General features: G+C 70.2%; 10 protein-coding genes. 1 reads left to right on the forward strand and 9 read right to left on the reverse strand.

The window, feature by feature from the left end; translation table 11 throughout:
- Window positions 1-179: 179 nt before the first annotated feature.
- From GWK25_RS05815 to GWK25_RS05840, 6 genes are all read right to left on the reverse strand, one after another.
- Window positions 180-953: an isoprenyl transferase gene (locus GWK25_RS05815; protein ID WP_215448788.1), complete on the reverse strand. Its 774-nt coding sequence runs from the start codon at window positions 951-953 to the stop codon at window positions 180-182.
- A 612-nt stretch (window positions 954-1,565) separates the two neighbouring features.
- Window positions 1,566-2,348, reverse strand: a complete 783-nt coding sequence (locus GWK25_RS05820) for a class I SAM-dependent methyltransferase (protein WP_215448789.1) — start codon at window positions 2,346-2,348, stop codon at window positions 1,566-1,568.
- Window positions 2,349-2,545: 197 nt separating this feature from the next.
- Window positions 2,546-3,079: a carboxymuconolactone decarboxylase family protein gene (locus GWK25_RS05825; RefSeq protein WP_215448790.1), complete on the reverse strand. Its 534-nt coding sequence runs from the start codon at window positions 3,077-3,079 to the stop codon at window positions 2,546-2,548.
- Between the two features lie 72 nt (window positions 3,080-3,151).
- A complete protein-coding gene (locus GWK25_RS05830; protein ID WP_215448791.1) occupies window positions 3,152-5,515 on the reverse strand; it encodes an ABC transporter permease in 2,364 nt (787 codons plus the stop codon).
- Entirely contained in the window at window positions 5,512-6,216 is a 705-nt protein-coding gene (locus GWK25_RS05835) for an ABC transporter ATP-binding protein (protein ID WP_215448792.1), read from the reverse strand. Before GWK25_RS05835 ends, GWK25_RS05830 begins: the two co-directional genes overlap by 4 nt.
- Window positions 6,213-6,737, reverse strand: coding sequence for a PadR family transcriptional regulator (locus GWK25_RS05840; RefSeq protein ID WP_215448793.1), 525 nt, complete (start codon window positions 6,735-6,737; stop codon window positions 6,213-6,215). Before GWK25_RS05840 ends, GWK25_RS05835 begins: the two co-directional genes overlap by 4 nt.
- Before the next feature lie 344 nt (window positions 6,738-7,081).
- Between GWK25_RS05840 and GWK25_RS05845 the strand changes: the two genes are divergently transcribed.
- Window positions 7,082-9,469, forward strand: coding sequence for a transglycosylase domain-containing protein (locus GWK25_RS05845; RefSeq protein WP_215457225.1), 2,388 nt, complete (start codon window positions 7,082-7,084; stop codon window positions 9,467-9,469).
- Between the two features lie 186 nt (window positions 9,470-9,655).
- Here GWK25_RS05845 and GWK25_RS05850 read toward each other — a convergent pair whose 3' ends face one another.
- The 3 genes from GWK25_RS05850 to GWK25_RS05860 form a co-directional block, all read right to left on the reverse strand.
- Window positions 9,656-11,779, reverse strand: coding sequence for a SpoIIE family protein phosphatase (locus GWK25_RS05850; protein WP_215448794.1), 2,124 nt, complete (start codon window positions 11,777-11,779; stop codon window positions 9,656-9,658).
- A 343-nt stretch (window positions 11,780-12,122) separates the two neighbouring features.
- On the reverse strand, window positions 12,123-12,815 hold the full coding sequence (locus GWK25_RS05855) for a DUF402 domain-containing protein (protein WP_215448795.1): 693 nt from the start codon (window positions 12,813-12,815) through the stop codon (window positions 12,123-12,125).
- Between the two features lie 114 nt (window positions 12,816-12,929).
- Complete coding sequence (locus GWK25_RS05860; RefSeq protein ID WP_215448796.1) at window positions 12,930-14,315, reverse strand: aspartate ammonia-lyase; 1,386 nt, start codon at window positions 14,313-14,315, stop codon at window positions 12,930-12,932.
- Window positions 14,316-14,382: the final 67 nt, after the last annotated feature.

Here is a 14,382-nt window from a genome sequence, read left to right on the forward strand (position 1 = left end):
GGGCGGACGGCCCCGAGCCGCCCGCTGAGATCCGACACCCGTGGTTCGGGCGTCGACCTGACTGGCTTATGCCCTCGAACGTGCGCCGCCATGCCAAGCGGTACGACGGCGGCCCGGTGAACTCCTCGTTACTTCTGCCCCGGTGGAGACGGTACGCACCTCACGCGTATGGCGGAGGGTCAGCCTCCGTAGCGGCGGTGTCGCGCAGCGTAGTCGCGGAGCGCGCGCAGGAAGTCCACCTTGCGGAAGGCCGGCCAGAAGACGTCGCAGAAGTAGTACTCGGAATGGGCGGTCTGCCAGAGCATGAATCCGGACAGCCGCTGCTCGCCGCTCGTACGGATCACCAGATCCGGGTCGGGCTGGTCGACGGTGTAGAGATGGCTGCCGATCAGGTCCACGGAGACCTTCTCGGCGAGTTCCTCCATCGAGGTGCCGCGCTCCTGCGCGTCCTGGATCATCGACCGGACGGCGTCGGCGATCTCCTGGCGTCCGCCGTACCCGATGGCCACGTTGACCAGTATTCCGTCGACGTCCGCGGTGGCCTCCTCGGCCTCCTTGAGCGTGCGCTGCATCCCGGGGGAGAGCAGGTCCAGCGCGCCGACGTGGTGCACGCGCCAGCGGCCGTCGGCGGCCAGGGAGCGGACGGTGTCCTCGATGATCCCGAGCAGCGGGACGAGCTCTTCCTTCGGGCGGTTGAAGTTGTCGGTGGAGAGCAGCCAGAGAGTGACGACCTTCACGTCCGTCTCGGTGCACCAGCCGAGGAACTCCTCGATCTTGTCCGCCCCCGCCTGGTGGCCCTGCACCGTGGTGGAGCCCGCGGCCTTGGCCCAGCGGCGGCTGCCGTCCACGATGACGCCGATGTGCTCGGGCACCTGGGCGTGGTCCAGGTGGCCCTCGACCCTGCGTGCGTAGACCTTGACCAACAGGCCGCGCAGTGTGTCGCGCAGGTTCACGTCTTCCAGCCCCTCCGGTGCGGTGGCAGTCCCCTAGGTTGGCAGAGCCTACCGGGGCTGGAGGCCAACTACGCCAAGGGGTGCGCGGGGTCGGAAGCCCTCCGGGGCCCCGGCGGCGGCCTCGTCGGAGGGCCGCCTTCCGGGCAGAAAAAACGGGCCGGTCCGTGGGGGGGAGACGGACCGGCCCGAGGGGGGGTTTCCACCATAACCCTTCGTGAGTGATGCTGCGTGCATCGGCGTGCCGCAACTACTCTCCGAAGTCGGACGACAGCGTGGCGGTGAGTGCGGAAGGGTTCATTCAGGGTGTGATCGTGCGGTGATCATGGCCGAATCCCGGCGGATTCCAAGGAGAAATGAAGGAATCCCAGTGGGAATGTGGGGTTTGGGCACCCTTGTGCGACTTCCGGGGAGAGGAGTCCCGGCGCCCCGTACGGGTGAGCGCGGGCGGAACGTGCGCTTGACGCCGACGGCGGGGCGCACGGCTTCGCGCAGCCCCCTCCACTGCGCGAGGCCGTGCCGCGCAGCTTTGCTCACGCGAATTACCTTGGTCTGAACCTACGCGAGTAGACCCGGATAAGCCAAGCCGCGGGCGATAACGATGTGGACACCGGCTCAGTCCGCCGACGGCATGCGGGCCTCGAACAGATGGCGGGCGCTGTGCGCCACGAACGGGCCCTCGGTCTCGATCCGCTCGTGCAGGGCGCGGAGCTGCGGGAGATACGCCTCGACCGTGAAGCCGGGGACCATCCAGACGACCTTCTTGAGGAAGTGCACGACCGCCCCGATGTCGAAGAACTCCATCCGCAGCCGCTCGGCCCGCAGATCCACGATCTCCAGGCCGGCCGCCTCCGCTTCGGCGCGCTCGCCGTCGGGGTGGCGGGCGTTCCGGTTCTCCTCGGGCAACGGTCCGGTGAAGTGCTCGACGAGTTCGTAGACGCTGCTCGGCCCCACGTGCTGCGCGAAGTACGTGCCACCGGGCCGCAGCACCCGGGCGATCTCCGACCAGTGCGCCCGCACCGGGTGCCTGCTGGTGACCAGGTCGAACGCCCCGTCGGCGAACGGCAGCGGCGCGTCCTGCGCGCTGGCCACCACCACCGCGCCCCGGGGATGCAGCAGGGCGGTCGCCTTCGCGACGTTCGGAGGCCACCCCTCCGTGGCCACGGTCACCGCCGGAAACCGCGGAGCGGAACCGAGCACCTCGCCGCCCCCGGTCTGGATGTCCAGCGCCGCCGAGGCCCGCCCCAGCCGCTCGGCCATCCCGCGCGCGTACCCCCATGAGGGCCGGGCCTCGGTGGCCCGCCCCTCGAACCAGGAGAAGTCCCACCCGTCGGTGGGCACGGCGTCGGCCTCGGCGACGAGGCTTTCGAAGGTGGGGGAGGGGAGGGAGGAGGCCATGGGGCGAGCTTCCCAAGAAGGCGAGTGCGCGCGCGACCGCATTTATGAAGGGCCGCAGGCTCCTTCAGGGGCGCGGGGAACTGCGCGATCAACCACATCCGACCCGCGGCCGCCCCACGACCCACCACCCCCCGAGCTCGTAGGCGATTCCAGGCCACCCCGCTCCTGGCGACCCGCTCGAAGAGAATCCCGGCGGCCTACTCGCAGAGAATCGACTCGGCCTCCACCGTGACCCCCACCGCCTGCACCACCGACGCGACCCGGAACGCCTCCTGCACGGTCTCCCGGCTGACGCCGGCCTTCCGCAGCACCCGCTCGTGCGAGTCCAGACACGCCCCGCACCCATTGATCGCGGACACGGCCAGCGCCCACAACTCGTAGTCGACCTTGTCCACCCCGGGGTCGCCGATGACATTCATCCGCAGCCCCGTCCGCAGCGACCCGTACTCGTGGTCGGACAGCAGATGCCGCGTACGGAAGAAGACGTTGCTCAACGCCATCGCCGCGGCCGCGGACTTCGCCGCCGTGTACGCCTCCGGCGACAGCCGCGCCCTCGCCTCCGGAGCCAGCTCGCGCAACACGACCGGCGAACGCGAGGCGATCGCCGTGGCCAGCACCGTCCCCCACAACCGTTGCGCCGACAGCCGCGAGTCGCCGAGGACGGCGTCGAGGTTCCGGCGGAGGTCCCCCGCGTAGTCCGGAATCAGGGTCCGCAAGGTGTCGAGCGACATGACGTCCTCACTCCCGGTGGGCGGCCGACGGGGTCCAGTGTGGCGGTGCCGCGGGGACCCCGCGGCACCGGCCTACTCCGTACGCAGCCCCTCCGGCCGCATGAGCCGCACCAGCGGCGGCATGCTCAGGGCCGTGACCAGCAGGACGACGCCCGCCCCGATGCCCGTCATCGACAGCACCCCCAGCCAGTCGACGGCGACCGGGAAGCCCGTCATCTTCAGCAGCACCGCTCCCAGGGTCAGTCCGACCGACGAGGCCAGGACGAGGCCCAGCGTGATCGGGATCGCCGTCTGCCACAGTACGGACAGACCGAGCGTGCGGCGTCGGGTGCCGAAGGCGACCAGGGCCGACAGCAGCTTCCTGCGTTCGCGCAGCTGCTCCAGCTGCGAGACCAGGAGGCTCGCGCCGATGAGGACGAGCACGGCGGACGCGCCGACCAGCAGACCGGTGCGGATGTCCGTGAACTGCTCCAGTCGACGGGTCGACGCCCACTCCCAGGTCCGGATCAGCGGATCGACCGCGACGGCGGCGTTGCGCACCTCGTCGAGCGCGTTCGGCACCTCGGGATCGGTGCGGATGTAGAGGGTGCTGGAGAGTTCCTCCCCGGCCTTCGCGGGCAGGGCACCGCGAGTGGCCAGTAGCCCCTCCATGCCCACCCGCAACGGGTCGGGCCGCTGGAGCACCTGCGGTACCTCGGCCGGCAGCTTCCAGGCGATCTCGGCTCCCGGCTCCTCCCCGCTCAACGACGCGTCGAAGTACAACGTCTTTCCCGGGACACCGAACCGCGCCACGTCGGCTTCCCTGAACCTTTCAGGGGTTCTCACCACGAAGACGTCGCCGTCGCGGCAGGAGGAGAGCGTGGCGAGTTCGCGCAGCGCGGCACAGTCGCCGACGGTCACCCCCATCCATGCCTCGGGGTCCTTGGCGGTGAGGGAGACCTCGGCGGTGGAGAGCACGGCGGTGCTCTTGGCCCCCTTGGCCCGCTTCAGCTCCTTGCCCGCGACGTCCAGGGGGAGGTCGTCCGGCAGCGTCAGCTCCAGTTGGGTGCGCGTGACGTCCATGCCGGTCGACTCGGTGTACCTGCCCTCGGCGCCGGCGAACAGCATCTGCAGCGCGATCGCACCGGCCACCGCCACCGCGATGCCGTTGACCATGCGGGCCGCCGTACCGCTACTCAACTGGAGCCTGCGGACCGCCAGTTGCCAGGAGACGGCACCGGAGCCCAGCCGGGCGACGAACGCCTCGACGACCCAGGGCAGCAGTGCGGTGATGCCGAACAGCAGCAGGACGACACCGCCGGTCACCATGTACTCGTTGAACGTCCCGTTCTCCGCGCCCTGGCCGATCATCGGGTAGAGCAGGGCGAGACCGGCGAGCGGCGGCAGCAGCCGCCACCAGAGCCTGCGGCGCGGCGGTTTGGCCGTGCGGACCACGCCGAGGGGCTCGATGACGACGCCGCGCAGCGCGAACAGGGTGACGAGGACGGCGGCGGCCGGCACCGCGAGGGCCACCAGCAGGGCCAGACCGGGGGAGGGGTCGAGGTCGCTCGGGAACACGCTGACGTCGAAGACCTCGACGGAGCCGGCGACCTCCCTGCCGAGCATGAAGAAGCCGGCGCCGAAGGCCAGCCCCAGGAGGGCACCCGCGAGCGCCTCGCCCGCCGCGATCCGACGGGTCATCCGCCCGTCGGAGCCGACCAGCCGCAGCGCCGCCAGCCTGCGGTCGCGCCGCTCACCGCCGAACCGTACGGCCGTGGCGATGAAGACCGCGACCGGCGTGAGCAGCACCACGAAGACGACCAGGGTGAGCAGCAGGAGGATCGGGTCGACCGGATCCTCGTCGGACGTGCCGGCGGTGTCCGTGCCGAACGCGTCGATCCGGGCCACCACCGAGCCGTCGACGCGGTCGGCGATCCCCTTGGCGCCCGCGTAGTAGACGAGGTCGGTCGAGCCGATGAGCCCGGCCTGGCCGATGGTGCCCACCGTCTCGTACGGCAGGCGCTCGCGCAGGAGCTTCCCGGCGTCGGACCTCAGCAGGTCGGACAGTGCGGGGGAGACGACCATCTCGCCCGGCGCGGGGAACTCGGCGACCCCGGGCGGCAGCGGGGCGCCCGCGCCCTCGGGTTCGAGGAGTCGTCCGCGGATCTCCTGCTGCTGGTACTCGGTGTCGGTGTCGGCGATGACCAGACTCTTGTCGGTCGGCTTCGACTGGGGCTGGAGGTAGCCGATCCCCCGGTCCTGCCGGGCCTCCTCGCGGGTCTCCCGCGCGGACAGCACGTTCGGCACCGCCGCGGTGAGCAGCAGCAGCGCGACCCCGAGGCCCACCCCGACGGCGGTGAGCAGGGCCCGCACCCACCCCTCACGGCCCCCGGTGAAGGTGAACCGCATCCCCATCGCCAGGTCCCGGTACCACTGGCGGAACACGGCGGACCTCATACGACGCGCTCCATGTCCCGGGACTTCCCGTCCCGTACGACGATCTCGCGGTCGGAGTACGCGGCCACCCGCGCCTCGTGCGTGACGAGGACGACGGCGGCGTTGGTGGACCGGGCTGCCTCGGTCAGCAGCTCCATCACCCGTTCGCCGTTGAGTGAGTCGAGCGCGCCGGTGGGCTCGTCCGCGAACAGCACCCGGGGGCCCGTGACCAGCGCGCGTGAGACGGCGACCCGCTGGCCCTGGCCACCGGATACCTCACCGGGCCGCTTGCGGGCGAGGTCGTCGACCTCCAGGCGTTCCATCCAGCCGAGGGCGGTCCGCTCGGACTCCTTGCGGGAGGCGCCGTTCAGCCGGAGCGGCAGGGCCACGTTCTCCACGCATGTCAGTTCCGGGACGAGCTGGCCGAACTGGAAGACGAACCCGAACTCGCTGCGCCTGAGCGCGCTGCGCTGGGCGTCGTTCATGGACGCCATCTCGCGGCCGTTGTACGTGATCGAGCCCGAGTCGGGCGGCACGATCCCGGCGAGACAGTGCAGCAGCGTCGACTTCCCGGAGCCGGAGGGGCCCATCACCGCGACGACCTCGCCGGGGTGGATGGAGAACTCGGCGCCGTCCAGCGCGGTGGTCGGGCCGTAGGCCTTGCGCAGGTCGGTCGCGACGAGGAGGGAGCCGGCGGGGGCCGGCGAGGCGGTCGGGTTCACCGGGTCACCGCCTCGGCCAGCTTGCCCAGTCGGGCGGCGGTCAGCTCCAGCCATCGCAGATCGGCCTCCAGATGGAACAGGGCGTGGTCGCAGATCAGCTGGTCGGCCAGGTCGCCCTTGCGCTTGCGGTCGGTGAGGATGCGCATCATGCGCAGGTGCTCGGAACGCTGGGTGTCGAGGATGTCGCCCGCGTTCCGGTCGGTGAGCAGGGCGAGGACGACCTTCGTGTAGAGGGTCGACTGCAGGTACGGCTCGGGCTTCTCGGGTGTCGCCAGCCACCGCTGGACATCCGTGATGCCGGCCTCGGTGATCGCGTACCGCTTGCGCTCGGGTCCGCCGCCGGGCTCGATGCCGTCGACCTCGACGAGGCCGTTCTTCAGCAGGCGCGACATCGTCGAGTAGACCTGGCCGTAGTGCAGCGGCCGGTCGTGACCGAACTTCTCGTCGAAGGCCCGCTTCAGGTCGTAACCGTGTCGGGGCCCGGACTCCAGGAGTCCCAGGAGAGTGTGACCGATGGACATGAGCACGACTGTACACACGAGGTATACACCGCACGTATACCTGCCGTGTATAGGTCCCGCCGGAGGGAGAGGGAGCGCAGGTCAGAGCCGATTGTCACGGTTCTGTCACCGAGAACGTCAGGAACGTGTCAGAAACTCGTGAGTCGGGTGGGGCAACCATCGCCCCTGTTGGAACGTCCGTTCCGGTGGGATGAGGTCTGTGGACACGCGTCGCGCGTGCGCTTTGTCACGTTGTCACAGAGTGGGCCGACTCCCTCTTGTCATAGTCCTCGGTGTTAGCTTGCTGAGCTGACAAGACCCGAGTGACGTATGAGACCGAGCAGAAGGCGGAGCGGACCGGAGCCATGGGACGAGCGGAAGAAAGACGAGCGCGGCAGCGCGGCGGTCGCCGCGCGGCGCCCCAGCCCTCGTCCGGAGGCGATGCGGGGGCGACGGCGGTCATAGCCCCGCCGGAGGGCGGCGGCCGGGCGGCGGCCCGCGCCGCGGCCAAGGCCGGCAACAAGAAGCAGAAGAAGGGGCAGAGGAGCTTCCTGCGCCGCCTCTTCACCTGGAAGAAGATCCTCGGCGCCTTCTTCGGTGTCTGTCTCCTCGGCATGGGCGCCTTCATCGTGCTCTACCTGATGATCGACATCCCCAAGGGGAACCCCGAGGCGACGCAGGAAAGCAACGTCTACAAGTACTCCAACGGCAAGATCTTCGCCCGCACCGGCGACACCAACCGCGAGATCGTCGAACTCGACAAGGTCCCCAAGCAGGTCCAGCTGGCGTTCGTCGCCGCCGAGAACAAGACCTTCTACAACGACCCCGGCGTCGACCTCAAGGGCATGGCGCGCGGTGTCATCAACACCCTCTCCGGCAAGGGCAAGCAGGGTGGCTCGACCATCACCCAGCAGTACGTCAAGAACTACTACCTGACGTCCGACCAGACGGTGACCCGCAAGCTCAACGAACTGGTCATCTCCCTGAAGCTGGAGCGCGAGGAGACCAAGGACTACATCCTCGCGGGCTACATCAACACCAGCTACTACGGCCGTGGCGCGTGGGGCATCCAGGCAGCCGCCCAGGCCTACTACGGCGTCGACGCCAAGGACCTCGACGTCGCGCAGGGCGCCTACCTCGCCGCTCTGCTCCAGGCCCCCAGCCAGTACGACCTGGCCACGGCCACCCCGACCGGCAAGAAGCTGGTCACGGCACGCTGGAACTACGTGCTGGACAACATGGTCGAGATGGAGGACCAGACCAAGCTGACCGCCTCGGAGCGGGCGGACCTGAAGCTCCCCAAGCCGAAGGCGCCCCAGGCCGCCGCCGGCATGGCAGGCCAGAACGGCTACCTGGTCGAGGCCGCCAACAACCAGCTGGCCAAGCAGCTCGTGGCCTCGGGCAAGGCGGACGACACCGAGGACGCCAAGGCGCTCATCGACCTGCGCGGCTGGACGATCACGCTGAACATCAACCCGAAGAAGCAGGCCGCGCTGGAGAAGGCCGTCAAGGAACGCCTCACCAGCAAGCTGGACCCGAAGAAGCGCAAGGTCGACAAGCACATCCAGGCCGGTGCCGTCTCCGTCGACCCGAAGACGGGGAAGGTCGTCGCCATGTACGGCGGCGTCGACTACGTCAAGCACTTCACCAACAACGCCACCCGCCGCGACTACCAGCCCGCCTCCACCTTCAAGCCGGTGATCCTCGCGGCGGCCGTCGACGAGAACGCCGAGACGCAGGACGGCGACCCGATCACCGCCAGCACGGTCTACGACGGTGACAGCCGGCACAAGGTCACGGACGACGGCACCGCGGTCGGCTTCGCCCCGCCGAACGAGGACAACGTCGACTACGGCGACGTCACCGTGCAGACCGCCATGAACAAGTCCATCAACTCCGTCTTCGCGCAGATGGGCGTCGACGTGGGCATGGAGAAGGTCATGGAGGTCGCCGGGAAGCTCGGCATGGACACCGAGGGCATGCAGGCGGTCCCCGCCCAGACCCTGGGTTCCATGGGCGCCAGCCCGCTGGAGATGGCCGGCATCTACGCCACCCTCGACAACCACGGCAAGAAGGTCACCCCGACCATCATCGCCGAGGCCAAACGCCGGGATTCCGAAGTCGAGTTCGACGACCCGATCGGTGAACAGGTCATCAGCGAGGAGGCCGCCGACACGGTCACCTCGGTCCTCACCGGCGTGGTCGACGACGGTACGGCCCAGAAGTCCGTCCGCGACAACCCGGCCCGCAACGGCCAGCAGGTCGCCGGCAAGACGGGTACCTCGGACGAGAACCGCTCGGCCTGGTTCACCGGCTACACGCCGAACCTCGTGACCTCCGTCGGCCTGTTCGGCGAGGACATGAGCAAGAACGGCAAGCACGTCTCCATGTACAACGCCCTCGGCGTCCCCCGGGTCAACGGCGGTGGCTTCCCCGCCCAGATCTGGGCCACATACACCTTCGGCGTCATGGGCAAGACCACCAAGTTCGACCTCGACACGAAGCAAGGAGCCGCGGTCGCGCCGACGGAGTCCCCGACCCCGTCGCGGACGCCGTCCGAGACTCCTTCCGAGACGCCGTCCGAGAGTCCTTCGGAGACGCCGTCCGAGAGTCCTTCGGAGACACCCACCACGGAGGAGCCGACCAGCGAGCCCCCGACGACCGCGGAGACCTCCCCGGACGAGACCCCGTCGGGCGACAGCGGCGGCATCGAGTTCCCGACGGACCCGAACGACCCACAGTTCGAGGGCTAGCGCACACGACATGCGAAGGGCGCCCGGTGATCTCACCGGGCGCCCTTGGCGCGTCTGAGGGCCGCAGGCCCTCCAGGGGCGCGGGGAACTGCGCGACCAGCCACGACGAACCCGCACCCCGCCGAGCACAGTCGCCCCCGAGCTCTCAAAGGCTCAAAGGCTCAACGGCTCAACCCAGCAGAGCGCTCACGCCTGGTTGAGCTCGAACCACACGACCTTCCCCGCACTCAACCGAGTAGCCCCCCACCGCTTCGCCAGCCGATTGACCAGGTAGAGCCCACGGCCCCCCTCGTCCGTCGCCCGGGCCTGCCGAAGCCGGGGCAGCTGAGGCACGTCGTCGGTCACCTCGCACCGCAGCACATCGGTCCGCAACAACCGCAGGGTGACGGGCCGCGTCGCATACCGCACCGCGTTCGTCACGACCTCACTGATGAGCAGCTCGACCGAATCGGTCAACTCCTCAAGGCCCCAGCGGGACAAGGCATGCCGGGCCAGCCGACGCGCCCGCCCCGGAGCCATCTCCTCCGGTTCCAGGAACCAGTACGCGACATCGCTGGGAGCGATCCCATCGAAGCGCGCGGCGAGAAGCGCGATGTCGTCGTCCCGGTCCCCCGGGCCGAGCATGTCCAGCACCTCGTCGCACAGCGCTTCCAGCGGCGGAGGATGATCCGGCCCGGTCAACTGAGCGGTCGCGGCCAGCTTCTCCCGCAGCTGCTCTATCCCGGTCCACACGTCCCGCAACCGGGACTCCACCAGCCCGTCGGTGTACAGCAGCAGCGTGCCACCGGCGGGCGCGTCCAGCTCGACGGCCTCGAAGTCCACCCCGCCCACACCGATCGGTGCGCCCGGCGGCACCCGCAGCACCTCGGCGCGCCCGCCGAGATGCAGCAGCACCGGCGGCGGATGCCCGGCGTTGGCGATGGTGATCCGGTGCGATACCGGGTCGTACACCGCGTACAGGCAGGTCGCCATGCGATCCGTGCCGAGCCGCTGGGCCTGCTCGTCGAGGTGGTGCAGCACCTCCTGCGGCGGAAGGTCCAGCCCCGCCAGTGTCTGCGCGGTGGTCCGCAGCTGCCCCATGATCGCGGCCGAGGTCATCGAATGACCCATCACATCGCCCACGACCAGCGCGACCCGGCTTCCCGGCAGGGGAATCGCGTCGTACCAGTCGCCGCCGACCCGCGCGGTCTCGGCGGCCGGCAGATACCGGTGCGCGAGCCGCACGCCGGTGCACTTCGGCAGCGCCTCGGGCAGCATCGTGCGCTGCAACTCGTCGGCGATGTACGCCTCGCGGCCGTACAGCACCGCCTTGTCGATGCCGAGCGCGCTGTGCGTGGCGAGCTGGGCGGCGACCAGCAGGTCGTCCTGCTCGAACGCCATCCGTTCCGGGCGGCGCAGGAAAACGGCCGCACCGATCACCCGGCGCCGGCCGCGCAGCGGGGCGAGGATCGCCCGCTGCCCCGTCGGCACCGTCAGCTCGGCGTCCGGGCCGAGCAGTTCCGGCAGCGCGTCGTGCGCGGCGGGCGCGTCCGCGAAGACCGGGCGCACGCCCCGCAGCACCTCGGCGAGCGCCCCTCCGGGCCGCACCTCGCACTGCTCGGCGGTGACGACCGCCAGGTCCACGGGCTGCTCGGGCTGGAGCGAGGAGGGCATGAAGCCGCCCTCGGTGTCCCGTTCCTCCGGGATCCGGTCGGTGCGGCGCAGCCGCAGCACCATGGGCCCGGTGGGCCGCTCGTCCCCGACCGGCAGCGGCTCGCGGAGATACACGAGGATCGCGTCCGAGAACGTCGGCACGGTGGCCCGGCACAGACCCATGACGATCTCGTCCAGGTCGATGCCCCGGGCGATCCGCCGGGTCGCGGCGCCCACGAAGCGCAGCCGGTCGCCGTCGCGCCGCATCGGCATGGGGGCGCCGGGCGGCACTCCCTGCCCGCCGCGCCGCTCCAGACCGCCGCCGTTGCCGCCGCTCGACCGGTCCGGCTCGCCGCCGGGCTGCGCCGGGATGGTCTCCGGCGCGGGCCTCGGGCGGTGCGGGTCGGGCTCGGTCGCCGCGGGCTGCGAGTGCTCGCCGACCGCCGGCTGGGCGTGCTCCGGGGCCTGTCCGGCCTGTCCGCTCTTCGTGCACGGGGCCGCGGTGCCCGGCTCGGCCGACGCGTCACCCATGCGTGCCTGAGCGGGTAAGGCCGTGGCGGGCGCGGTGCGCATCGGCTCCTGGGTACGCAGAAGCGCCCCGCGGGGGTCCGTGGGGCCTGCGCCGCCCTGAGGGCGCTCGTGGGAGGTGGGGTGCTCCGTCACGCGTGTCGAATCCATCCGTCCGGGACTGCGCGTGGTGAGCGCAGTGCGTCCCGCAAACCCGATACTTCGTCCCGCAGAAAGGCCGATACCCGGATTACGTGTCCTGGGAACGGAATTCCCGCGTGGTCAGAGGCAGTTCCTGTGCCACACACGGTACCGGCGGGCACGGCGAACGACAGCACTGCCCGTCCGGCGGGCCGTCTCCGGCTCGTCCCGGTGTAACCCTCGTACCCCTTGATCACGTCTTGCCGCCCCTCGGTGACGTACGGTCAAGCCCTGCCCGAACTGCGGGAGTTGCCCCAGTGAACTATTGCGGAGGACGATCCTACGGTTGCGGACCGGGGGCGCATCAAGGGTCTCATGAGGACAAGTGCGCGGGCGTACGGTCCCAGTCGTCCGGGAGAGACGGTACTCCCCACGCCGGGTTCGGGCGCCAGTGCTGCCAACCGTCCGAGAACGGCGCGTCCCACGCGTGGATCACCTCCACCGCCGAACGTCCCGCCTCCCGCACCCGCTCGGCCGCCTGAGCGTCCATCAGACCGTCCTGCTGGGCCTGCGCGAACTCGTCCTCGTCGAGCCAGTTCCACGTTCGGTCCGGATACACGCAGATGTCCAGGAAGTGGTCCTCGGAGTCCACACCGCCGTCCCAACGGGCCAGCGGCGTCTCCAGGTTGACGTACCAGTTCTTGAAACGCCAACCCTGCTCCCAGAACAGCCACACCGACCACGGCTCTCCCGGCCGCGCCAGCTTCAGCACTCCGGAGCCCGACCACCTGCCGAGCCGCACGCCGCGCGGCTCCTTGTAGCGGGACGCGAGGGGTACCGAGTTCAGCGAGGCACCGTCCGCCAGCACGGGCCGTACACACTCGGTACCGGGCGCCATCCACACGGCCAGTAGCTCCGCGTCGTCGCGCACCACCGTGACGGGACGCGCGATATGGAAGCGTTCGCCGCCGTTCTCCCGGTATCGCCACAGGATCTGACTCCCCGGCTCCCAGAACGCCGCCGACCCGCCCGCTTCCACTCGTCTCACCACTCCGTCGTCTCCCATGCGCAGATATTAGGTGTCATGCGCATATGACGCTGCGGTACCGGTCACGGTTCACGCCCTGGCGGGAATCGGTTACCCGGGCGACACCCACGAAGGCCGGAATCCGCCGTCCGGTCACGGCCGCGTCATGCGCAGGACATCCAGAGCCTCGTCGAGCTGTTCCAGTGTCAGGTCGCCGCGCTCGACGTAACCACCGTCCAGGACGACCTCCCGGATGGTCCTGCGCTCCGCCAGCGCCTTCTTGGCGACCTTCGCGGCCTCCTCGTACCCGATGTACTTGTTGAGCGGGGTGACCACGGACGGGGACGACTCGGCGTACTCACGGGCCCGCTCCCGGTTCGCGACGATCCCGTCCACGGTCCGGTCGGCGAGCAGCCGCGAGACGTTCGCCAGCAGCCGGACGGACTCCAGGACGTTCTTGGCGATGACCGGCAGCATGACGTTGAGCTCGAAGTTGCCGGAGGCGCCGGCCGTGGTGACCGTGACGTCGTTGCCCGTGACCTGCGCGGCGACCATGAGCACGGCCTCCGGGATCACCGGGTTGACCTTGCCCGGCATGATCGAGGAACCGGGCTGGAGGTCGGGCAGGGAGATCTCCGCGAGACCGGTCCTCGGGCCCGACGCCATCCACCGCAGATCGTTGGCGATCTTGGTGAGGGAGACGGCGATCGTACGGAGCTGCCCGGACGTCTCGACGATCCCGTCCCGCGCGCCCTGCGCCTCGAAGTGGTCCCGCGCCTCGGTGAGCGGCAGCCCGGTGACCCGGGCGACCTCCTCGATGACGGCGGCGGAGAACCCGGGCGGAGTGTTGATGCCGGTCCCCACGGCCGTTCCGCCCAGGGGGAGTTCGGCGAGCCGGGGGAGTGAGGCCGTGAGCCGCTCGACGCCGTACCGCACCTGGGCCGCGTACCCGCCGAACTCCTGGCCGAGGGTGACCGGCGTGGCGTCCATGAGATGGGTACGGCCGGACTTCACGACATCCGCGAACTCCACGGACTTGCGGGTGAGGGCGGCGGCGAGATGCTCCAGCGCGGGGATCAGATCACGCGTCACGGCGGCGGTGGCGGCGATGTGGATGGAGGACGGGAACACGTCGTTGGACGACTGCGAGGCGTTGACGTGGTCGTTCGGGTGGACGTCCCGCCCGAGCCGCTCGCTGGCGAGGGTGGCGACGACCTCGTTGGTGTTCATGTTCGACGAGGTCCCGGAGCCCGTCTGGAACACGTCCACCGGGAAGTGCTCGTCCCAGCGGCCCTCCGCGACCTCCTCGGCCGCCTCCCGGATGGCCTCGGCGATGTCCTTGTCGAGCACGCCCAGTTCGGCGTTGACCTTCGCGGCCGCGCCCTTGATCCGGGCCAGGGCCTCGATGTGGGCGCGCTCGAGGTGCTGCCCGGAGACCGGGAAGTTCTCGATGGCCCGCTGGGTCTGGGCCCGCCACTTGGCGTCCGCCGGCACGCGGACCTCGCCCATGGAGTCGTGTTCGACGCGGTAGTCACTCATGACGGGTACAGCGTCCCGGCCGCCCGTGGTGTTCCCGGCGGTAGGCCATGAGGGTGGGCCGGGATCA

Origin of the sequence: Streptomyces sp. ATCC 21386 (assembly GCF_018728545.1) — a bacterium.
Lineage (GTDB): Bacteria > Actinomycetota > Actinomycetes > Streptomycetales > Streptomycetaceae > Streptomyces.

Bases quoted from the DNA above. Each gene is read 5' to 3' on its own strand.
- GWK25_RS05820 (WP_215448789.1), bottom strand. From the start codon at position 2,348: ATGGCCTCCTCCCTCCCCTCCCCCACCTTCGAAAGCCTCGTCGCCGAG.
- GWK25_RS05825 (WP_215448790.1), bottom strand. From the start codon at position 3,079: ATGTCGCTCGACACCTTGCGGACCCTGATTCCGGACTACGCGGGGGAC.
- GWK25_RS05830 (WP_215448791.1), bottom strand. From the start codon at position 5,515: ATGAGGTCCGCCGTGTTCCGCCAGTGGTACCGGGACCTGGCGATGGGG.
- GWK25_RS05840 (WP_215448793.1), bottom strand. From the start codon at position 6,737: ATGTCCATCGGTCACACTCTCCTGGGACTCCTGGAGTCCGGGCCCCGA.
- GWK25_RS05845 (WP_215457225.1), top strand. From the start codon at position 7,082: ATGGGACGAGCGGAAGAAAGACGAGCGCGGCAGCGCGGCGGTCGCCGC.
- GWK25_RS05850 (WP_215448794.1), bottom strand. From the start codon at position 11,779: ATGGATTCGACACGCGTGACGGAGCACCCCACCTCCCACGAGCGCCCT.
- GWK25_RS05855 (WP_215448795.1), bottom strand. From the start codon at position 12,815: ATGGGAGACGACGGAGTGGTGAGACGAGTGGAAGCGGGCGGGTCGGCG.
- GWK25_RS05860 (WP_215448796.1), bottom strand. From the start codon at position 14,315: ATGAGTGACTACCGCGTCGAACACGACTCCATGGGCGAGGTCCGCGTG.